The organism is Inquilinus limosus, assembly GCF_051487185.1.
Taxonomy (GTDB): domain Bacteria; phylum Pseudomonadota; class Alphaproteobacteria; order DSM-16000; family Inquilinaceae; genus Inquilinus; species Inquilinus limosus_F.
The window spans coordinates 164,062-185,058 of record NZ_JAHVDK010000003.1 but is presented as its reverse complement, the minus strand read 5'-3'; the positions used below and the strand labels follow the sequence as shown (position 1 = coordinate 185,058).

Genomic DNA, 20,997 nt, shown 5'->3' with positions numbered 1-20,997 from the left:
GGCGTTACCTGCGGCCGAAGCGGACGACCGTGGCGACCACGATCAGCACCGCGACGGCGATGATGGCGAGGCCGATCAGCCCCCAGCGGGTCGAGGTCTCGACCGTGATGCGGTAGTCGGCCGAGGCCGAGGCGGCGGGCTTGCCGCCGGCGCGGAAGGTGGCCTGGTAGTCGCCGGCGATCGCCTTCGCCGCCGGCGTGACCACGGCCTGCACCGGCTGCGACGCGCCCGCGGCCAGCGACGGGATCGACTTCGGATCGAACTCGATCTTCCAGCCCGCGGGCGGCGAGGCCGAGAGGTCGACGTCCTGCGCCGCCTCGCTGCCGCTGTTCCGCAGCACCAGGTTGAAGGTGGTGCCTTCGCCGGCGGTAGCGCTGCCGCTCAGCCGGCCGTCGTCGCCGACCAGGGACAGGCGCGGCTGCCCGGTGATGGTGGCGGCGAGGTTGAGCTGCGCCGTCGCCCCGTCGCCGCTGAAGCTGACATTGATCGGATAGTTGCCGGCGGCGGCGTCGCGCGGCGGTGTGACCGAGAGCTGGACGTCCTTGCTCTTGCCCGCCTGGATCGGGATGGCCGTGATCTGTTGGCTGCCATAGGCCTCGGTGAACGACGTCTCGAAGCCCTGCGGCGCGTCGGCCTGCAGGCTGACGGTGCTGTCGCGGCCGCTGTCGTTGGCGACGGTGATGCGGTACTGGAACGACGAGGTCGCGGTGCCGCGCAGGGCCGGCAGCTGGGTGGTCGCGGTCAGCTTGGCCGGCAGCTGCTCGCCGATGGTGACGGCCAGCGACAGAATCAGCGGGTCGCCCTCGCCGGCCCCCTTCACGGTGATCGGATAGGTCCCGGGCTTGGCGTCCGCCGCAGGCTCGAGCTTGAGCTGCAGCGGCACCTCGACGTCGGGCAGCGCGGTCGCCGCAGCCACCGGCTGGCCGCCGCCCAGCACCGTCGCCTTCCAGCCGGCGGGCAGGCCTTCGACCGACAGCGGGAAGGTCTGCGGCGGCCGGCCGTAGTCGTGCAGCGACAGGTCGATCGTCGTGGCTTCGCCCGCCCGGATGGTGAAGGACGGATAACGCGTGGTCAGGAAAACGCCGGAGACGGGCGGCTTGGCCGCCTCCTGGGCCAGGACGGGACCGGCCAGTCCGGTCAGCAACACAACAGCAGCAAACGCAGCAGAAAAACGCATCGATGAAGCTCCGCGAGAGGTCTCGTGACAACGAGAAAGCGTCTCGTCGGCATCGCCGGCCCGCCGCGCCGTGCGCGGCTGCGTCGGGCCGGGATCGGACCGAGGCGGATCGATGGTTACGCCGCAGATTCTGTCGGAGATCTTTCCGAAAGATTAAACCGCGTTAAAGGACGGAACACCTATCGAACAGAGGCATTCTGTCCGCTCAGGCCAGGCCGAACCGCACCCGCCAGCGCTCGATATCGGCGATGGAGACGTTGCCGCCGCACAGGATCAGCGCCAGCCGGGCGTCGCGCGGCAGCCGGTCCTTCAGCCGCAGCGCCGCGGCCAGGGTGCAGCCGGCGGCCGGCTCGGTCACCACCTTGGCCTGCTCGGCCAGGATCTGGACGCCGCGAACCGCCTCGGCGTCCGGCACCACCAGCACCTCCTCCACCGCGTCGCGCACGATCGCGAAGGTGCGTTCGGAGACCGAGGGTGCGCCGAGCGTGGTGGAGATCGAGGTGACGGCCGGCAGGCGCACCGGATGCCCGGCGGCCAGCGCCCGGCTCATCGCGTCGGCGCCCTCGGTCTCGACGCCCCAGATCCGGATCTCCGGCCGCAACGCCTTCACCGCGGTGATCACGCCCGAGATCATGCCGCCGCCACCGATCGAGGCGATGATGTCGGTGACATCCGGCGCGTCCTCCAAGAGCTCCAGCCCCATCGTGCCCTGGCCGGAGATCACCCGCGGATCGTCGAAGGGGTGGATCAGGGTGCGGCCGGTCGCGGCCTGGCGGTCGGCCTCGGCGAAGGCGGCGGCGATGTCGGGGGTCAGCACCACCTCGGCCCCCTCGGCCCGGGTGCCGGCGACGTAATTCTCCGGCGTCGCCTTCGGCATGATCAGCGTGGCCTTCAGCCCCAGCACCCGGGCGGCATAGGCGACGCCAAGCGCGTGGTTGCCGCCGGAGACCGCGACCACCCCGGCCGCCCGCTCGGCCTCGCCCAGGCTGAGCATGGCGTTGAAGGCGCCGCGCGCCTTGAATGATCCGCCGTGCTGCAGCAGCTCCAGCTTCGTCACCACCGGCAGGCCGAGCAGACTGCGCAGCAGCTCCCGCGGCACGGTCGGGGTGCGCAGCACATGGGGGGCGATGCGGGCGCGCGCCGCGCGGATCGTCTCGAGCGTGATCGCGGTCACGGGGTCCTCGCGTCCTGACGGGATCCGGGCAGGTGCCGGGCTGCGTTCAGAACTGCCGCAGCAGCCTTTCGATATAATCCCGTTCCGGCACCGGGCGCGAGCGGTCGTTCAGGCGCTGGCGCAGCTCGTCGAGGATGGCGCGGGCACGTTCGGTGTCGAACTTGGTCGGCAGGCCGACATCGCCGTCGGTGGTGCCGCCGTTGTTGGTCAGCGGCCGACCCAGCGGATCCTGGTTCTCGAACATCTGTCCGTTCTGGGCCCGACCGACCATGCCGGGCTGGCCGGCCATGTTCTCCATCATCTGCTGCGCCATCCCCTGCAGCCCCTGCTGCAGCTGGTCCAGCGCCTCGGTCTGCGACGGCACGGCGCCGCCGGGATCGCCCTGGGCCAGGGCTTCGCCCGCCTGCTTCATCGCGCGCTCGGCCCGGCCGAGCGGCATCGGGATGTCGCCGCTCATGTCGCCGAGCTCGCGCATCAGCTCGCCCAGTGCCCGGCGCAGCGCCTCCTGGGTCTGGGCGTTCTGCTCCGGCGTGCCCTGCGGCTGCTGGGACGGATCGCCCTGCTCGCCGCCCTCCTGGGCCTGCTGCTGGCGATAGGTCTGGTCGAGCAGCTGGCGCTGCGCATTGGTCAGCTTCTGCAGGTCCTTCAGCAGATTCATGGCGCGCTGCTGGGCCTCGGCCTGCTGCTGGCTCATCATGCCCATGCGCATGTTTTCCATCATGTTCTGCAGCTGGGACAGGAGCTGCCGCGCCTCGTCCTTCGCCCCGGATTCCGAGAGCTGCTGCATCCGGTCGATCATGTCCTGGAGCTGCTGCCGGTCCATGACCTGCGCGTCGGGCGGGATCGGCGTCTCGCTCAGCTCGCCGCGCTGCATCTTCTCCCGCATCTGCTCGGCCATCGCCTGCAGGTAACGGTCCATCGCCCGACGCAGCTCGTCAGTGAGCTGGCGGATCTCCTCGTCGCTGGCGCCGCGCTCCAGCGCATCGGCCAGGCGCTGCTGCGCCTCGCGCAGCGACCGCTCGGCCAGCGACATGTCGCCGTCCTCGATCCGCAGCGCGGTATCCCACAAGAGGTCGCGCAGGGGGGCTACATGCGGCTTCGGATCCTGGGCGAAGAGCAGCCGCCGGGCAGCGGTGCGCAGCGCCAGGAACACGACCCGGTCGTCATAGTAGCGATCCGGCCGCTGCGACAGCATGTCCAGCGTCTCGGCCACGCTCTCGGCCTGGTCCGGCTGCAGCGTCAGGATCCGGCGCTGCTCGATGATGGCGCGGGCGACCGGGTGGTGGAACTCCCGCTCCGGCAGCGTCACCCGCTCCGGCGCCGTCTTGGTAACCTGCCCCGCCGCGTCGGTCGCGGTCAGCACGATGTCGGCCGCCTGCCCGGCCCAGGCATGCGGCGTCAGGTCCTGGTAGGAGGTGGTCTTGACCTCGCGCGGCCAGCGGCCCGGCACCGACAGCGGGATGGTGATCGGCGTCGGGTCCAGCACCGCAGGCGCGCCCGGGGCCAGGGTGACGGTCGCGGTCAGCGTGGCGATGCCGTAGTCGTCGGTGGCGGTGGCGTCGAGCCGCAGCGCCTGGCGCTCGGTCGGCTTCGGCTTGTCGGCGAAGGCGACGGAAGGCGGCGCGTCGGGCAGCACCTTGACCGGCCAGTCGCCCAGCACCGTGCCGTCCTGGCTGACGGTCAGGCGGTTGCCGCCGGTCACCTTGGCCTGAAGCTCGTAATTGCCGCCTTCGATCGCCTTGAACTCGGTCTCGCGGCCGGCGAGGCTGAGGGTGGGGGTGGAATCGCCGCCGGCGACCCGGCCGACCAGGGCGCTGCCGGTCGGGATCTCGACCGGCCCCGGGGCCGGCTGGCCGGCGCCGGGATTGGCCATCTGCCCCGCTGTCAGATAGATCGGCGGGCGCCCGGTGTAGGACGGGGGGGTGACGAAGAGGTCGAGCCGCGGCGCGGTGGCCGCGGAGGCGCCGAGCAGCCCGGGCGACAGCGCCCGACCGATCCGCCCGCGCCAGTCGTCGCCGGCGGCGACGACAGCCAGGATCAGACCGATCACCACGAGGCCGCGCACGGCGAAGCGATCCACCTCGGCGTTGCGCGGCTGCGGCAGGCGGGGGCGCAGCAGGCGCAGCTGGGCTGCGCGATGCGCCTGGTGCCGCTGCCACAGGGCGCGGCTGAGCGCGTCGGTGGTGCCGGTGGCCTGGATGTCGCGCAGCCCGGTCAGCGGCCGGTGGGCGATGCCGCTGTCGCGCTCCAGCCGCCGCCGCGCGGCGAAGCCGTCCGGCAGGCGCAGCCGCCACAGCGGCCGGCTGGCGACGACGAGCGCCACCGCGAAGGCGACCAGGATCAGGGCGTGCAGCCAGCCCGGCAGATCGGGCAGGAGGTCGAAGCCGGCGAGGATGAGGAAGGCGCCGAGCAGGGTGGCGACGGGCCAAGCGGCGCGCCAGACCGCCTCCCAGGCTGCAGCGATCCAGGCCAGCGCGATCTTGACGCGCGGCTCGGCCGGCTCGGCGGGCCGGGGGGCCTCGGTCGGGCTGCGGGCCACGTCCTCCTCCTTCACGCCTCCGTCAGTCCAGCCAGGGCGGCAAGCTCTCCCCGGCAACCATCTCTTCAAATGTGGGCCGTTTTCTGACGATAGCAAATCGATCTTTGTCGACCAGCACCTCCGGCACCAGCGGCCGGGTGTTGTAGGTCGAGGCCATCACCGCGCCATAGGCCCCGGCGCCGGTGAAGGCGACCAGGTCGCCCGCGGCCAGGGGCGGCAGGGAGCGCGCCTTGGCGAAGGTGTCGCTGCTCTCGCAGACCGGGCCGACCACGTCGTACTCGGCCTCGGCCGCGCCTTCCGCCGGCTGCCGCAGCGGCACGATGCCGTGCCAGGCGTCGTACATCGCCGGGCGGACCAGGTCGTTCATCGCCGCGTCGAGGATGACGAAGCTGCGCGCCCGGCCCGGCTTGATGAAGATCACCCGCGACAATAGGACGCCGGCATCGCCGCAGATCGAACGGCCGGGTTCGACCATCAGCCGGCAGCCGAGATCGCCCACCGTCTCGCGCACGATCAGGGCGTAGTCGGCCAGCGCCGGCGCCGGGTCGCCCTTGTAGGAAATGCCGATGCCGCCGCCGAGATCGAGCCGCTCGACCACATGGCCGGCGGCGCGAAGCTCGCGCACCAGCTCGGCCAGGCGCCGATAGGCGTGGCGATAGGGCGACAGGTCGAGCAGCTGGCTGCCGATATGGGCGGCGATGCCGACCGGGCTGATGCCCGGCAGCGCCCGCGCCCGCTCATAGGCCAGCGGCGCGTCCTCGAGCTCGATGCCGAACTTGTCGCCCTTGCGGCCGGTCGAGATCTTGGTGTGGGTCTTGGCGTCGACATCCGGGTTGACGCGGAAGGCGACGACCGCGTCGCGCTGCAGCCGGACCGCCACCTGGGACAGGAGCTCCAGCTCCTGCAGCGACTCGACATTGATCTGGTGGATGCCGGCCAGGAGCGCCGCCTCCAGATCCTCCGCCGTCTTGCCGACGCCGGAAAAGACGATGCGGTCGGCCGGGCAGCCGGCGGCGAGCGCCCGCCTCATCTCGCCGGTCGAGACCACGTCGATGCCCGCGCCCTGCCGCACCAGCGTGCGCAGCACCGCGAGGTTGGAGTTGGCCTTGGCGGCGAAGCAGACCGCGATCGGCAGCCCGGCCAGCGCGTCGACATAGGCACGGTAGTTCGCGACCAGCGCCGCGGTCGAATAGACATAGGCCGGCGTTCCGACCTCTGCGGCCACGGCGGCGAGGTCGACGTCCTCGGCGAAGAGGGCGCCGTGGCGATAGGCGAAGGCGGTCATGTGCTGGGATAGCCTCGCGGATAGGCAGAGGTCTTGGGGTCGGGCGGGCTGACGGACGCCGCCTTCTTGCCGCAGGCGACGAGGCCGAGGGCGAGGGTCGCGGCGAGCAGGATTCGCAGGATCACAGGAAGCGCTCCTTTGCGGCTTGGACGGCCTCGCGCACCCGGTCGGGGGCGGTGCCGCCGTAGCTCTTGCGGCTGGCGACCGAGGCCTCGGCCGTCAGCACGGCGTAGACGGCATCGGTGATGCCGGCATGGACCGCCTGCATCTCGGCCAGCGGCAGGTCGGACAGGCGGCAGCCCTTGTCCTCCGCCAGCTTGACCAGGCGGCCGGTGATGTGATGCGCCTCGCGGAACGGGACGCCGAGCGTGCGCACCAGCCAGTCGGCGAGGTCGGTCGCGGTCGGGAAGCCGGCCTCGGTCGCCCGGCGCATCGCCGCGGGGTCGACGGTCCAGCTCTCGACCATGCCGGTCATGGCGGCGAGGCACAGCATCAGCGTGTCGTCGGCGTCGAAGACCGGCTCCTTATCCTCCTGCATGTCCTTCTGATAGGTCAGGGGCAGGCCCTTCATCATCGTCAGCAGGGCGCCGAGGCTGCCGAACACCCGCCCGGCCTTGCCGCGCACCAGCTCCGCCGCATCCGGGTTGCGCTTCTGCGGCATGATCGAGGAGCCGGTGGAGAAGCTGTCGGACAGGCGGATGAAGCGGAACTGCGGCGTCGACCACAGCACGATCTCCTCCGCCAGCCGCGACAGGTGCATGGCGCAAATGCCGGCGGCGGCGAGGTAGTCGAGCGCGAAGTCGCGGTCGGAGACGCTGTCGAGCGAATTGGCGGTCGGCCGGTCGAAGCCCAGCGCCGTCGCGGTCCTGTGCCGGTCGATCGGGAAGGGCGTGCCGGCCAGGGCGGCGGCGCCGAGCGGGCATTCATTGGCGCGGGCACGGGCGTCAGCGACGCGGCTGCGGTCGCGGCCCAGCATCTCGACATAGGCCAGCAGGTGATGGCCGAAGGTGACCGGCTGCGCCACCTGCAGATGGGTGAAGCCGGGCAGGATGGTGTCGGCATGCTGCCCGGCCTGGGCGATCAGCGCCGCCTGCAGCGCCTTCAGCCCCTGCTCCAGCCGGTCGAAGGCGTCGCGCACCCACAGGCGGAAATCGGTCGCCACCTGGTCGTTGCGGCTGCGCGCCGTGTGCAGGCGCCCGGCGGCCGGGCCGATGATCTCGGCCAGCCGCGCCTCCACATTCATGTGGATGTCCTCGAGCGACGTCTTGAACTCGAAGCGGCCCTCGGCGATCTCCCGCTCGACCTGGTCGAGGCCGCTTGTGATGGCCGCGGCGTCCTCGGCCGAGACGATGCCCTGGGCCGCGAGCATTGCGACATGAGCGCGCGACCCGGCGATGTCCTGCGCCCAGAGCTTGCGGTCGAAGCCGATCGAGGCGTTGATCCGCTCCATGATCGCGGCCGGGCCGGCGGCGAAGCGGCCGCCCCACATGGTGTTGGCGCCCCCGGTATGGACCGATTTATCTGGGGCGGCGCCGGTGGCAGGCTGGGTCGGATCGGACATGGGGTGCGGACCGGATGAGGAAGAGGGCAAGGATCGCCGCCGGCGTGGCCGGCCTGGTGGCGCTGCTGGCGGCGGGCGCGGCCTGGTGGACGCTGCGGACCCCGGAGGGCCGGCCGCCCCTGGGCGGCACCGTCGCCAGCTTCGTCCTGGCCGACCGGCCGGAGCCGGCACCGGAGATTACCTTCTCCGACGCCGCGGGCAACACCCTTCGTCTCGCCGATTTCCGCGGCAAGGTGGTGCTGGTCAATCTGTGGGCGACCTGGTGTGCCCCCTGCGTCAAGGAGATGCCGGCGCTGGACCGGCTGCAGGCGAAGCTGGGCGGCGCCGATTTCACCGTGCTGGCGCTGTCGATCGACCGCGAGGGGCTGGCCAAGGTGCAGCCCTTCTTCGCCGCGAACAGGATCACGGCGCTGGCCGCCTATCTCGACCCCGGCGGCCGGTCGCCGGCCGCCTTCGGCGCCCGCGGCCTGCCGACGACGCTGCTGATCGATCGCGACGGCACCGTGGTCGGCCGCCAGGAGGGTGCCGCCGAGTGGGACGACGACAGCGCGGTCGACCTGCTGCGCTTCTATCTCGATCGCGGGAAGGCGGGGTCAGCGTGAGTGCTGCGGCTCAAAGGGGCGTCGAGCCCATGTAGAAGCCGATCAGCACGAGAACGCCGTAAACCCAGATGATGGTGCGGAGCAACATGGTCCTGTCCTCGGGCTCTAGGCCCAAAGACATGTCTACGCCGCCTTCCGTGAATTGAATGTGATGGCGGTCACGGGTGCGATTTCACGCTCTCGGAATGGCGGGCGAATGACCGGTTGTCGTCACGCGTGATATACGACGACTCCATTCGTCATGGAGAGATCATGCGCGTGGCGAGGTGGGGCAACAGCCTGGCGGTGCGGCTGCCTGCGGCCGTGGTCGAGGCGCTGGACCTGAAGGAAGGCGACGAGATCGAGATCCGCATCGCCGCCGACCGCGTCTTCATGGTCGAGCGGGACCGCAGCCGGCAGCAGGCGCTGGACCGGCTGCGCCGGCTGCGGCGTCCGCTGCCGCCCGGCTTCCGCTTCGACCGTAACGACGCGAATGAGTGCTGAGGCGCACCTCAGTATTACCTCCTGCCCCGATTCCAGGTGTCATGCCCGGGCTTGACCCGGGCATCCAGAAGGTCTCGACATCCTCTGGATTGCCGGGTCAGGCCTGGCAATGACAAATACGGGTCGAGACCACGAGGCCGCCATGACCATCCGCCCCCGCCGCTCGCTGCTCTACGTCCCCGGCTCGAACCCGCGCGCGCTGGAGAAGGCGCGGACGCTGGACGCGGACGGGCTGATCCTGGACCTGGAGGACGCGGTCGCGCCGGACGACAAGGTCGAGGCGCGGGACCGGGTGGTGGCGGCCGTCCGCGCCGGCGGCTGGGAACCGCGCGAGGTGCTGGTCCGCGCCAACGCCGTCGACACGCCCTGGGGCGCCGACGACCTGGCCGCCATCGCCGGCAGCGGCGCCGACGGCGTCGTCCTGTCCAAGGTCGAGCGGCCGGAGACCGTGCACGCCGCCGAGGCGGCGCTGAAGGCGGCCGGCGCGCCCGACACCCTGGCGCTGTGGTGCATGATCGAGACGCCGCTCGGCGTGCTCAACGCCGCCGCCATCGCGGGATCCTCCCCCCGCCTCGTCGGGCTGATCCTCGGCACCTCGGATCTGGCCAAGGATCTGCGGGCGGCGCACGAACCCGGGCGGCAACCGCTGCTGACCGCGCTCGGCCTCTGCCTCCTGGCCGGCCGCGCCCATGGCCTCGCCGTGATCGACGGAGTCCATCTCGATCTCGAGGACGAGGCCGGCTTCGCCGAGTCATGCCGCCAGGGCGCGGCGCTGGGCTTCGACGGGAAGTCGCTGATCCATCCCAAGACCATCGCCGCCGCCAACGCCGCCTTCGCCCCCAGCCCGGAGGCGGTGGAGACCGCGCTGCGCGTGATCGCTGCCCATGCTGCGGCCCTGGCCGCCGGTCGGGGCGTCACCGTCGTCGATGGCCGGCTGGTCGAGGCGCTGCATGTCGACGAGGCGGAACGGCTGGTCGCGCTGCACCGCGCCATCACCGAGCGCAGCCGGACCTAGTTGCGAACGGCTCTCATCTGCTTGAAATAATGGCCTGTTCGTTGACTTGCTGCAGTGCGGCGCGTAAGTCACTCACGACCCTTTCAGGCTCGATCGCGACAGGCCGCGCCCGCGCCTGATGCCCATTTGCGCATCGGAGTAGATTCCGCATGTCCGCCTCCGAGGCAGTTCCTCAGAAACGGCCGAGGCCACTCTCGCCCCATCTGCAGATCTATCGGCCGCAGATCAGCAGCGCGCTCTCGGTCTTCCACCGCGGCACCGGCATCGCCCTCACCATCGGCACTCTGCTCTTGGCCTGGTGGGTGATCGCCGCGGCCGTCGGTCCCGAAGCCTTCGAAGCGGCGCAGTGGTTCCTCGGCTCCTGGCTCGGCATCCTGATGCTGTTCGGCTGGACGGTGGCGCTGTTCTACCATCTCTGCGCCGGCATCCGGCACCTGGCCTGGGACGCCGGCTGGGGCTACGACCTGCCGACCATGCACAAGACCGGCTACGCCGTGCTGATCGCCACCGCGGTGCTGACCGTGCTGGCCTGGATCATCGGCCTGGTGGTGTGGTGATGACGACCAAGAACACCTCCCTCCGCACCCCGCTGGCGCATGCCCGCGGCCTCGGCTCCGCTAAATCCGGCTTCGCGCATTGGCGCAACCTGCGCGTCACCGCCCTGGCGCTGATCCCGCTGACCATCTGGTTCGTGATCGCGGTGATCGCCCATCTCGGATCGCCGCTGCCGGAGCTGCGCGCCTGGCTGGCCCACCCGATCAACGCCGCCCTGTTCATCCTGTTCGTCGTCCTCGGCCTGCATCACGGCGCCAACGGCATGACCGAGGTCTATGAGGACTACATCCACGGCCACTACACCAAGCTGATCGCCGATCTGGCGACCAAGGGCCTGGCCCTGTTCCTGGGGGCGGCGATGACCGTCTCCGTCCTCAAGATCGCCATCCTGGGGTAACCCCATGCCTGCCTCTTATACGTTCATCGATCATTACTACGACGTGATCGTCGTGGGCGGCGGCGGCGCGGGCCTTCGCGCCACCTTCGGCATGGCCGAGAAGCGGCTGAAGACCGCCTGCATCACCAAGGTCTTCCCGACCCGCAGCCACACCGTCGCAGCCCAGGGCGGCGTCTCCGCCGCGCTCGGCAACATGGGGCCGGACGACTGGCGCTGGCACATGTACGACACCGTCAAGGGCTCCGACTGGCTCGGCGACCAGGACGCGATCGAGTACATGTGCCGCGAGGCGATCCCGGCGATCATCGAGCTCGAGCATTACGGCATGCCCTTCAGCCGCACGGCCGAGGGCAAGATCTACCAGCGCGCCTTCGGCGGCATGACCACCGAATACGGCAAAGGCCGCGCCTACCGCACCTGCGCCGCGGCCGACCGCACCGGCCACGCCATGCTGCACACGCTGTACCAGCAGGCGCTGAAGCACGAGGCGGAGTTCTTCGTCGAGTACTTCGCCATCGACCTGATCATGGACGATGAGGGCGCCTGCCGCGGCGTCGTCGCCTGGAACCTGGACGACGGCACCATCCACCGCTTCTTCGGCCACCAGACTGTGCTGGCGACCGGCGGCTACGGCCGCGCCTACTTCTCCTGCACCTCGGCCCACACCTGCACCGGCGACGGCGGCGCCATGGCGGCGCGGGCCGGGCTGGCGCTGCAGGACATGGAGTTCGTGCAGTTCCACCCGACCGGCATCTACGGCGCCGGCTGCCTGATCACCGAAGGCGTGCGCGGCGAGGGCGGGTACCTGACCAACAGCGAGGGTGAGCGCTTCATGGAGCGCTACGCCCCCTCGGCCAAGGACCTGGCCTCGCGTGACGTGGTCAGCCGGTCGATGACGATCGAGATCCGCGAGGGCCGCGGCGTCGGCCCGAACAAGGACCACATCCATCTGCATGTCGAGCATCTCGACGCCGACATCATCCACCAGCGCCTGCCCGGCATCGCCGAGAGCGCCAAGATCTTCGCCGGCGTCGACGTGACCAAGGAGCCGATCCCGGTCCTGCCGACGGTGCACTACAACATGGGCGGCATCCCGACCAATGTGCATTGCGAGGTGGTGAACCCGACCGCGGACGACCCGAACCGCGTGGTGCCGGGGCTGATGGCGATCGGCGAGGCCGCCTGCGTCTCGGTGCACGGCGCCAACCGGCTGGGCTCGAATTCGCTGCTCGATCTCGTGGTGTTCGGCCGCGCCGCCGCGATCCGCTGCGCCGAGATCATCAAGCCGGGGCAGCCGCACAAGCCGGCCCCGGCCGATGCCGGCCAGTTCGCGCTCGCCCGGCTCGACCGGCTGCGCCACGCCAAGCAGGAGATCCGCACCGCGGATCTCCGCCTGGAGATGCAGCGCACGATGCAGAACGACGCCGCCGTCTTCCGCACCGGCAAGACGCTGGCCGAGGGCTGCGAGAAGATGGACGCCACCTGGGACAAGCAGAACGGCCTGGGCGTCGCCGACAAATCGCTGATCTGGAACTCGGACCTGGTGGAGACGCTGGAGCTCGAGAACCTGATGGTCAACGCCGTGACCACCATCCGGTCGGCGGTCAACCGCGAGGAGAGCCGCGGCGCCCATGCCCGCGAGGACTTCACCGAGCGCGACGACGTCAACTGGATGAAGCACAGCGTCATCTGGATCGACGACGCCGGCAAGACCCGCATCGACTACCGCCCGGTTCATCTCCAGCCGATGACCAACGAAGTCCAGAGCTTCCCGCCGAAGGCGCGGGTGTACTGAGGACGACATGGCCGAATTCACCCTGCCCCGCAATTCCAAGGTCCAGCCCGGCAAGACCATCCGCGTCACGGGCGAGGTCAAGAAGCCGCGGAGCTTCAAGATCTACCGCTGGGACCCCGAGACCGGCGAGAATCCGCGGCTCGACACCTACGAGATCGACCTCGCGCGCTGCGGGCCGATGGTCCTGGACGCGCTGATTCACATCAAGAACGACATCGACTCGACCCTGACCTTCCGGCGCTCCTGCCGCGAGGGCATCTGCGGGTCCTGCGCGATGAACATCGACGGCACCAACACGCTGGCCTGCCTGAAGCCGATCGAGGAGGTGCAGGGCGACGTCAAGATCTACCCGCTGCCGCACATGCCGGTGGTGAAGGATCTGGTGCCCGAGCTGACCCACATCTACGCGCAATACGCGTCGATCAAGCCCTGGCTGCAGACCGAGAGCCCGCCGCCGCCCGACCGCGAGCGCCGGCAGAGCCCGGAGGAGCGCGAGAAGCTGGACGGGCTCTACGAATGCATCCTGTGCTTCTGCTGCACGACCAGCTGCCCGAGCTACTGGTGGAACGGCGACAAGTATCTGGGGCCGGCGGTGCTGCTGCAGGCCTATCGCTGGATCGCCGACAGCCGGGACGAGATGACCGGCGAGCGGCTGGACGCGCTGGAGGACCCGTTCCGCCTCTTTCGCTGCCACACCATCATGAACTGCACCAAGACCTGCCCGAAGGGGCTGAACCCGGCCAAGGCGATTGGCGAGATCAAGAAGCTGATGCTGGAGCGCGCGGGCTGAGCATCCGACCCGCGCGGCTCCGCCGGAAACCGTCACAAAAAAGCGCTGGTGACCCCGGCGCTTTTTTCATATCACCCGCCCCGATCCACCTCACGGAGCGATCCTGCACGCAACACACTCGAGGAGTGTCCCCGTAAATGACCCAAACCGCGCGCACACCCTTTGCCGGCCGGATCCTGATGGTCGGCTTCGGCTCGATCGGCCAGGGCGTGCTGCCGCTCTTGATGCGGCACCTGACCCTGACCTCCGACCGCGTCACCATCGTGACGGCGGAGACGAGAGGCCAGAAGGAGGCGGAGCTGTACGGCGTCCGCTTCATCCTGGAACCGGTGACCCGCAGCAATTTCCGGACACTGCTCGAACCGCTGCTCGGCCCGGGCGACGCCCTGGTCAACCTCTCGGTCGACGTCTCCTCGGTCGAGCTGATCAAGCTGGCGCGGGAGCGTGGGGCGCTCTATCTCGACACCTGCATCGAGCCCTGGCTCGGCGGCTACACCGACCCGAATCTCGGCCCGGCCGACCGCTCGAATTACGCGCTGCGCGAGGCGGCGCTGGCGCTCGGCCGCAGCCCGGGCGCGCCGACCGCCGTGCTGACCCACGGCGCCAATCCCGGCCTGGTCTCGCATTTCGTCAAGCGCGCGCTGCTGGACATCGCCGCCGCGACCGGCTTCGAGCCGCCGGTGCCGGCCGACCGCGCCGGCTGGGCCGCGCTGGCGCAGAGGCTGGGGGTCAAGGTCATCCACATCGCCGAGCGCGACACCCAGGTGGCCCGCTACCCGAAGAAGCCAGGGGAGTTCGTCAACACCTGGTCGATCGACGGCTTCGTCGGCGAGGGCAGCCAGCCGGCCGAGCTGGGCTGGGGCAGCCATGAGCGCCACTTCCCGGCCGACGGCAACCGGCACGCCAGCGGATCGCAGGCGGCGATCTGGCTGTCCCGCCCCGGCGCCACGACCCGGGTGCGCACCTGGACCCCGCTGGCGGGGCCGATCCACGGCTTCCTGATCACCCACAACGAGGCGATCTCGCTGGCCGACTACCTGACGGTCGGCTCGGGGGCCAATCCGGAGTTCCGGCCGACCGTCCACTACGCCTATCACCCGTCCGACGATGCGGTGCTGTCGGTGCACGAATTCGCCGGCCGTAACTTCGAGTTGCAGCCCGAGAAGCGGCTGATGATGGACGAGATCACCGAGGGCATGGACGAGCTCGGCGTTCTGCTGGCCGGCCACGCCAAGGGCGCCTACTGGTACGGCTCGCGCCTGACCATCGGCGAGGCGCGCGAGCTGGCGCCGCACAACAACGCCACCAGCCTGCAGGTGACCTCGGCGGTGCTGGCCGGCCTGGTCTGGGCGATCGAGAACCCGGACCGCGGCCTGATCGAGCCCGAGGACATGGACCACGAGCGGGTGCTGGCGGTGGCCGCCCCCTATCTCGGCGAGCTGGCCGGCGCCTTCACCGACTGGACCCCGCTCGAAGGCCGCGGGAAGCTGTTCCCCGAGGATGTCGACACCGAGGACCCCTGGCAGTTCAAGAACATCCGGGTGGTGTGACCGCCTTCCGGCCCGTCGCCGACCTGTCCCGCGAGGAGCGGGCACAGGTTGGCGCGCTGGTGGCCGGACATCCGGTCTTCGCGCTCTACTGGGCCGCGGCGCTCGACGCCGCGGCCGCGGGCGACCGCAGCCGGTCGGTGCGGCTGGAGCCGGACGGCGTCATCCTCGGCATCGATTTCGACGGGCTCTCGGTCTACACGCCGGTCGGCGCCGTCAGCGATGCCGCCCTCCTCTCCCTGCCGGGCGATCCGCGGCCGCTGGAGCTGCATCTGACGGCCGAGCAAACGGACCGTCTGCGCCCGGCCTGCGGCGACAGGCTGGTGCTGGAGGACGGGCTGCGCTTCTACGCCCGGCTGCTCGCCGATATCCCGGAACCCGATCCCGCCTGCGGGCGGATGGGACCGGCGGATCTCGAGCCGCTGCGCCGATTCTACGCCGCGCACTATCCGGCGACGGTGTTCTCCGCCTGGATGCTGGACCTGCCCTTCGTCGCCATCGTCGAGGACGGCCGGCCGGTCGCCGCCGGCGGCACCATCGTCCGCACCGGCGGCCGGGCAATGATCGGCAATTTCCTGGTCGACCCCGCCCGCCGCGGCGAGGGGCTGGCCGGACGGGTGCTGGCCGGCCTGCTGGCGGCGCTGCGGGCGGAGGGCGTGACGACGGCGCTGCTGGCCACCAACGACGCCAATCCGGCCGCCTGCCGGGTCTATGAGCGCGCCGGCTTCGCTCTGGTCGAGCGCCGGGTGCAGCTGGACCTGCGCGCGGCCTGACGCGCCGCTGCGGCAGGCCAGGGATGCGCCGCCCCGTCTGGCGTTTCGGCTGGGCTTGGGTTAAGCACGCTGCGTCATGCCAGATGTTGCAGTGCAAGACGACGAGCCGCTGACCCTGTATCGCCGCCGGATCGCCGACGGCATGCTGCGGCCCGATCCGGCCCAGGCCGCGGCGGTGGAGAAGCTGCAGCGGCTGCACCGGCAGCTCCGCAGCTACACCCCGCCCGATCCCGAGACCAACGGCAACGGCCTGCTGTCGCGGCTCGGCTTCGGCAAGAAGAAGAAGCCGGCGATCGACCCGCCGCGCGGCCTTTACTTCTGGGGCGGCGTCGGGCGCGGCAAGTCGATGCTGATGGACCTGTTCTTCGAGACCACGCCGGTGCCGAAGAAGCGCCGGGTGCATTTCAACGCCTTCATGCTGGAGGTGCATCAGCGCATCCATGAATGGCGCCAGTCGGGCGCGGCGGCCGAGGGCGAGAACGCCGACCCGATCCCGCCGCTGGCCCGCCGCATCGCCGCCGAGGCGTGGCTGCTGTGCTTCGACGAGTTCCATGTCGTCGACATCGCCGACGCCATGATCCTGGGCCGGCTGTTCCAGGCGCTGTTCGGCCTGGGCGTGATCGTGGTCGCGACCTCGAACTGGGCGCCGGACGACCTGTACAAGGACGGGCTGCAGCGCGACCGGTTCCTGCCCTTCATCGCCATGATCAAGAAGAAGCTGGAGGTGGCGGAGCTGGACGGCGGCCGGGACTATCGCCTCGACCGGCTGCGCGGCCGGCCGGTCTACCACTCGCCGCTCGGCGCCATGGCGCATCGGGCGCTGGCCGCGCTGTTCGCCGACCTGACCGACGGTGCGGAGGGCGCCCCCGTCACCCTGTCCGTGCCCGGCAATCGCAAGCTCGAGGTCCCCCGCGCCGCCAAAGGCGTGGCCTGGTGCGACTTCGACGCGCTGTGCGCCCGGCCGCTCGGCGCCGCCGACTACCTCACCCTGGCCGAGGCCTTCCACACCGTGATCATCGAGGGCGTGCCGCGCTTCACCGAGGCCAAGCGCCACGAGATGAAGCGCTTCATCGTGCTGATCGACAGCCTGTACGAGGCCCGCCGGCGTGTGGTGATCGCGGCCGAGGTGCCGGTCACCCAGCTCTATGCCGGCGAAAGCCAGGCGCTGGAATTCGCCCGCACCGAGAGCCGGCTGATGGAGATGCAGTCGGCCGAGTATGTCGAGGCGCGGAAGGCGGCGTAAGTAGCCGCTCCTTTCCCGTCATCGCCGGACTTGGCACAAACATGGAACCACTCAGCGGCACGGCCTGGTCCCCCTCACCCTCCCGCCGCCTTCGGCGTCGGGCCCCTCCCTCTCCCCGAGGAGAGGGAAATGGGGCGGCCCTCTTCACCTCTCCTTGGGGAGAGGTGAAGAGGGCCAGCGATTTCGGGTGAGGGGGCTCCGGCCCATCCGCTTGGCTCAGCGCCCATGGGGAAGCGAACCCGACCTGTGGCCCCTCAGGCCTTCATCGTGACCAGCCGCTCGAAGGCGGCCAGGGTCTCGGCGCTGACATGGTGCTCGATGCCCTCGGCGTCGATCTCCGCCGCTTGGTCGCTGACCCCGATCGACTTCAGGAACTCGACGACGATGCGGTGGCGCCGGCGGCAGGCATCGGCCATCTCCCGCCCCGCGTCGGTCAGGAAGATCGAGCGGTAGGGCCGGGCGCTGACCAGCCCCTCGCGCTGCAGCCGGGCGATGGTCTTGTTGACCGTGGCATGGGCCACGCCGAACCGCTCCGCCAGCTCGACGATCCGGGCCTCGCCCTGGCTGTCGATCAGCTCGGCGATCATCTCGACATAGTCTTCCGCCGTCTCGGTCTGCCGGGCCTGGCGCACCCGGCTGAAGCCCGCCGCCTGGAGCCCGGTGTCGGTGGGGCGATCTTGTTCCGTCATTCCTTTGCCCTCGGAGCCGAAAGCCCTCCGGCTCCATTGCTGAATCAGGACCGCGGTGCTGCGGTCCCTGAGGCCGGCGCGGTTGCGGCGCATCATAGCGGCGGAGCGGAAAATGACAAGGTGATGACGCTTGCCAAGAATTTAGCCGTGGCTACATAGTGCAGGAGGGGAGATCGATCGAGCAGGAACTTTCGGCCGCCGCGCGGCAGCGGAGAGGAAAAAGTGCGCATGATGAGAAGCGACATCGCCGCCCAGGAGATCGCCCCCCAGGGCAGCGCCGCCGGATCCGGCTGGCGTACGGCGCCTGCCGCGCCGAGCCTGCCCGAGGTGCACCGCACCATCGCCGTGCCGCGCGGCGTGGGCTGGCTGCGCAAGCTGTTCGCCTTCGTCGGCCCCGGCTATCTCGTCGCCGTCGGCTACATGGACCCCGGCAACTGGGCGACCGACCTGGCCGGCGGCTCGGCCTTCGGCTATACGCTGCTCTCCGTCATCCTGGCGTCGAACGTGATGGCGATCCTGCTGCAGGCGCTGGCCGCCAAGCTGGGCATCGTCACCGGGCGCGACCTGGCCCAGGCCTGCCGCAACCACTATCCGAAGCCCGTCGCCATGGCCCTGTGGCTGCTGTGCGAGGTCGCGATCGTCGCCTGCGATCTGGCCGAGGTGATCGGCACCGCGATCGCCCTGCAGCTGCTGTTCGGCATCCCGCTCCTGTGGGGCGTGGTGCTGACCGCGCTCGACGTCATGGTGGTGCTGTATCTGCAGCATCGCGGCTTCCGGCATCTCGAAGCCTTCATCGTCGGCCTGATGCTGATCATCGCCGGCTGCTTCCTGGTCGAGCTGATCCTGGCCCAGCCGGCGATCGCCGAGGTCGCCCGCGGCTTCCTGCCCTCGCCGGAGATCGTCACCAACCCGGAGATGCTGTACATCGCCATCGGCATCATCGGGGCGACGGTGATGCCGCATAACCTGTACCTGCACTCCTCGATCGTGCAGACCCGGGCGTTCGACCGCGGCGAGGCCGGCAAGCGCGAGGCGATCCGCTACGCCACCATCGATTCGACCGTGGCGCTGATGTTCGCCCTGTTCATCAACGCCGCGATCCTGATCCTGGCCGCCGCCGCCTTCCACACCACGGGCCGGACCGAGGTGGCCGAGATCCAGGACGCCTATCAGCTGCTGGCGCCGGTGCTGGGCGTCGGCTTGGCCAGCACCCTGTTCGCCGTGGCGCTGCTCGCCTCCGGCCAGAACTCGACCCTGACCGCGACGCTGGCCGGGCAGATCGTGATGGAGGGTTTCCTGTCGATCCGGCTGAAGCCCTGGCTGCGGCGGCTGATCACCCGCGCCATCGCCATCGTGCCGACGGTGATCGTGACCGCGCTCTACGGCGAGAGCGGCACCGCCCATCTGCTGGTGCTGAGCCAGGTGGTGCTGAGCCTGCAGCTACCCTTCGCCGTGGTGCCTTTGGTCGCCTTCACCAGCGACCGGACCAAGATGGGCGCCTTCGCCAACCCGGCCTGGCTGAAATGGACGGCCTGGGCGGTGTCGGCGGTGATCATCGTGCTCAATGTCAAGCTGCTGTTCGACTGGATCACCGGGGCGTGATCAGCCGCGCCAGGGCCCGGTCGAGATCGGGCCCGTCCGGCAGGGTCAGGCCGAACACCTCCGCCAGCACCGCCTTCACCTCCGCCGCGTCCCGCAGCATGCGCCGCTCGGTGCCGCCATCCAGCCGGTGCACGGCGTATTCGGCGTTGCGCAGGGCATGGCGGCACCCCTCCTGCGGCCGGGCGGCGATCAGCCCGGTGACGAAATGCGAGGTCGGATGAGTGGCGAGGTACCAGTTGGCCGCCTCGTAATCGACCGGCCACTGTTCCTGCAGGTCAAAGCGGTAGAGCGTCCGCCATTCCCCGCCGACGTTCGCCTGCAGCTTGAGGTCACGTTCGACCGGCACCAGCCGGAAGGGCTCGTGCGGCGTCGGCTGCTCGATCCCGGGCTCAAGGCGCAGCACGCCGGTCAGGGTCTGGCCGCCAAAGCCGACATCGACGAGCCGGGGCCCGTCGTCGAGATCGACCCGCAACAGCATGTGGCCGCGCGGGGTAATCTCGTCCTCCGGCTGTCCCCACAGCACCCGGGCGGCGTGGCCGGCAGCGCGGAAGCCGATGGTGAGAAGGGCCTGGCGCAGCAGCAGGTTGTGCTCGAAGCAGTAGCCGCCGCGTCCCCCCTGCACCAGCTTGCGCTGCAAGGCGCCGGGGTCGAGCAGCGGCGGCCGGCCCAGGAACGGGTCGAGATTCTCGAAGGCGATGGTGCAGGCGTGGCGGCGGACCAGCGCCTGCAGGGTCGCGAGATCCGGCGCGACCGGGCCGTCATGGCCGATGCGGCGGAGATAGGCGTCGAGATCGAAACTATCGGTCATGGCGGCTCCCCTCCCCTGCGGCGCGCGGGGAGAGGAGCCTAACCCAAGGCGGTCAGATCACGAAGTCGATGCCGGGCGGCACCGGGATCGTATGATCCATGGTCAGGGCGGGCACCGGCTCCGTACACGAGCCGACGATGCGGGCGGGGACGCCCACCGCGGTCCGGTGCGGCGGCACCGGGGCCAGCACGACGCTGCCGGCGCCGATCTTGGCGCCCTCGCCGATCTCGATATTGCCGAGGATCTTGGCGCCGGCGCCGATCAGCACGCCATCGCGCACCTTCGGATGGCGGTCGCCGCTTTCCTTGCCGGTGCCGCCGAGGGTGACGCCGTGCAGGATCGAGACGTCGTTGCCGACCACCGCGGTCTCGCCGATGACCACGCCGGTGCCGTGGTCGATCAGCAGCCCCCAGCCGATCCGGGCGGCGGGATGGATGTCGACCCCCATGCTCTCCGACACCCGGCTCTGCAGGAAGCTGGCGAGGGCATGGCGCCCCTGGCCGAGCAGCCAGTGGCCGACCCGGTACCATTGCAGCGCGTGGAAGCCCTTGAAGAACAGGAACGGCGTCAGATGGTTGCGCGCCGCCGGGTCGCGGTCCTTGATGGCGTCGAGGTCGAGCACGGCGTGGGCGGCGATCATCGGGTCGGCGCGCATCGCCTCGGTCGCCAGCGCCAGGAGGCGGTCATGGCAGGCGGTGTCGCATTCCAGCTTGGTGGCCAGCAGGCGGGCGAGCGCATCGCTGAAATCGGCGGCGCCGAGCACGATGCGTTCGACGACCGGAGCCAGGATCGGCTCCTGCCGCGCCAGGACGGCGGCGGAATCGCGCATCAGCGCGAAGACCTCGGCGCCCTTGTCGAACGCAAACGAACCGGCGGCGTCAGCCTTCCGCGCCAGGGCGGTGTCGGGCATGGCCTCTTCCCCTTTGCCGGGCCGGGCGGCGGGGTTCTCCACCCGGCGACGA

Annotated in this window: 20 protein-coding genes; 11 read left to right on the top strand and 9 right to left on the bottom strand. The window is 70.4% G+C overall.

Translation table 11 applies throughout. From position 1 onward, the window contains the following. Nucleotides 1-4: 4 nt before the first annotated feature. From KXR53_RS04455 to argH, 6 genes are all read right to left on the bottom strand, one after another. Nucleotides 5-1,144, bottom strand: a complete 1,140-nt coding sequence (locus KXR53_RS04455; protein ID WP_437373795.1) for a COG1470 family protein — start codon at nucleotides 1,142-1,144, stop codon at nucleotides 5-7. A gap of 238 nt (nucleotides 1,145-1,382) precedes the next feature. Next, entirely contained in the window at nucleotides 1,383-2,351 is a 969-nt protein-coding gene (locus tag KXR53_RS04450; protein WP_437373793.1) for a threonine ammonia-lyase, read from the bottom strand. 46 nt (nucleotides 2,352-2,397) lie between these two features. Further along, the gene (locus KXR53_RS04445) at nucleotides 2,398-4,890 is read right to left on the bottom strand and encodes a TIGR02302 family protein (protein ID WP_437373791.1); all 2,493 of its coding nucleotides are present in this window, start codon (nucleotides 4,888-4,890) and stop codon (nucleotides 2,398-2,400) included. Nucleotides 4,891-4,912: 22 nt separating this feature from the next. Next, nucleotides 4,913-6,175, bottom strand: coding sequence for a diaminopimelate decarboxylase (gene lysA, locus KXR53_RS04440; protein ID WP_437373790.1), 1,263 nt, complete (start codon nucleotides 6,173-6,175; stop codon nucleotides 4,913-4,915). Beyond that, a complete protein-coding gene (locus tag KXR53_RS04435; protein WP_437373788.1) occupies nucleotides 6,172-6,300 on the bottom strand; it encodes a hypothetical protein in 129 nt (42 codons plus the stop codon). The genes lysA and KXR53_RS04435 overlap by 4 nt, the downstream gene beginning before the upstream one ends. Then, nucleotides 6,297-7,736, bottom strand: a complete 1,440-nt coding sequence (gene argH / locus KXR53_RS04430; RefSeq protein WP_437373787.1) for an argininosuccinate lyase — start codon at nucleotides 7,734-7,736, stop codon at nucleotides 6,297-6,299. Before argH ends, KXR53_RS04435 begins: the two co-directional genes overlap by 4 nt. A 14-nt stretch (nucleotides 7,737-7,750) precedes the next feature. Between argH and KXR53_RS04425 the strand changes: the two genes are divergently transcribed. From KXR53_RS04425 to zapE, 10 genes are all read left to right on the top strand, one after another. Beyond that, nucleotides 7,751-8,338, top strand: a complete 588-nt coding sequence (locus tag KXR53_RS04425; RefSeq protein ID WP_437373785.1) for a TlpA family protein disulfide reductase — start codon at nucleotides 7,751-7,753, stop codon at nucleotides 8,336-8,338. A gap of 252 nt (nucleotides 8,339-8,590) precedes the next feature. Next, nucleotides 8,591-8,821, top strand: a complete 231-nt coding sequence (locus tag KXR53_RS04420; RefSeq protein ID WP_437373783.1) for an AbrB/MazE/SpoVT family DNA-binding domain-containing protein — start codon at nucleotides 8,591-8,593, stop codon at nucleotides 8,819-8,821. A gap of 142 nt (nucleotides 8,822-8,963) precedes the next feature. After that, nucleotides 8,964-9,836: an HpcH/HpaI aldolase/citrate lyase family protein gene (locus KXR53_RS04415; protein WP_437373781.1), complete on the top strand. Its 873-nt coding sequence runs from the start codon at nucleotides 8,964-8,966 to the stop codon at nucleotides 9,834-9,836. A 149-nt stretch (nucleotides 9,837-9,985) separates the two neighbouring features. Next, complete coding sequence (sdhC, locus tag KXR53_RS04410) at nucleotides 9,986-10,393, top strand: succinate dehydrogenase, cytochrome b556 subunit (protein WP_437373780.1); 408 nt, start codon at nucleotides 9,986-9,988, stop codon at nucleotides 10,391-10,393. Then, nucleotides 10,393-10,788: a succinate dehydrogenase, hydrophobic membrane anchor protein gene (sdhD, locus tag KXR53_RS04405; protein WP_437373778.1), complete on the top strand. Its 396-nt coding sequence runs from the start codon at nucleotides 10,393-10,395 to the stop codon at nucleotides 10,786-10,788. Before sdhC ends, sdhD begins: the two co-directional genes overlap by 1 nt. A gap of 4 nt (nucleotides 10,789-10,792) precedes the next feature. Then, on the top strand, nucleotides 10,793-12,583 hold the full coding sequence (gene sdhA / locus KXR53_RS04400) for a succinate dehydrogenase flavoprotein subunit (protein ID WP_437373776.1): 1,791 nt from the start codon (nucleotides 10,793-10,795) through the stop codon (nucleotides 12,581-12,583). Between the two features lie 7 nt (nucleotides 12,584-12,590). Then, nucleotides 12,591-13,373, top strand: a complete 783-nt coding sequence (locus KXR53_RS04395) for a succinate dehydrogenase iron-sulfur subunit (protein WP_437373775.1) — start codon at nucleotides 12,591-12,593, stop codon at nucleotides 13,371-13,373. 137 nt (nucleotides 13,374-13,510) lie between these two features. Continuing rightward, nucleotides 13,511-14,923 (top strand): homospermidine synthase, encoded by a 1,413-nt coding sequence (locus KXR53_RS04390; protein ID WP_437373773.1) that lies wholly within the window; start codon nucleotides 13,511-13,513, stop codon nucleotides 14,921-14,923. Continuing rightward, nucleotides 14,920-15,693, top strand: coding sequence for a GNAT family N-acetyltransferase (locus KXR53_RS04385; protein ID WP_437373771.1), 774 nt, complete (start codon nucleotides 14,920-14,922; stop codon nucleotides 15,691-15,693). The genes KXR53_RS04390 and KXR53_RS04385 overlap by 4 nt, the downstream gene beginning before the upstream one ends. Before the next feature lie 91 nt (nucleotides 15,694-15,784). Continuing rightward, a complete protein-coding gene (gene zapE / locus KXR53_RS04380) occupies nucleotides 15,785-16,936 on the top strand; it encodes a cell division protein ZapE (RefSeq protein WP_437373769.1) in 1,152 nt (383 codons plus the stop codon). A 254-nt stretch (nucleotides 16,937-17,190) separates the two neighbouring features. On the opposite strand, the gene mntR is transcribed toward zapE, so the two are convergent. Then, nucleotides 17,191-17,625, bottom strand: coding sequence for a manganese-binding transcriptional regulator MntR (gene mntR, locus KXR53_RS04375; protein ID WP_437373767.1), 435 nt, complete (start codon nucleotides 17,623-17,625; stop codon nucleotides 17,191-17,193). A 228-nt stretch (nucleotides 17,626-17,853) separates the two neighbouring features. On the opposite strand from mntR, the gene KXR53_RS04370 reads away from it, so the two are divergent. Beyond that, complete coding sequence (locus tag KXR53_RS04370) at nucleotides 17,854-19,227, top strand: Nramp family divalent metal transporter (RefSeq protein ID WP_437373765.1); 1,374 nt, start codon at nucleotides 17,854-17,856, stop codon at nucleotides 19,225-19,227. Here KXR53_RS04370 and KXR53_RS04365 read toward each other — a convergent pair. After that, nucleotides 19,214-20,035, bottom strand: a complete 822-nt coding sequence (locus tag KXR53_RS04365; protein ID WP_437373763.1) for an arylamine N-acetyltransferase family protein — start codon at nucleotides 20,033-20,035, stop codon at nucleotides 19,214-19,216. The two genes, KXR53_RS04370 and KXR53_RS04365, sit on opposite strands and share 14 nt — an antisense overlap. Nucleotides 20,036-20,087: 52 nt before the next feature. Then, entirely contained in the window at nucleotides 20,088-20,945 is an 858-nt protein-coding gene (gene cysE, locus KXR53_RS04360) for a serine O-acetyltransferase (RefSeq protein WP_437373761.1), read from the bottom strand. Nucleotides 20,946-20,997 lie beyond the last annotated feature (52 nt).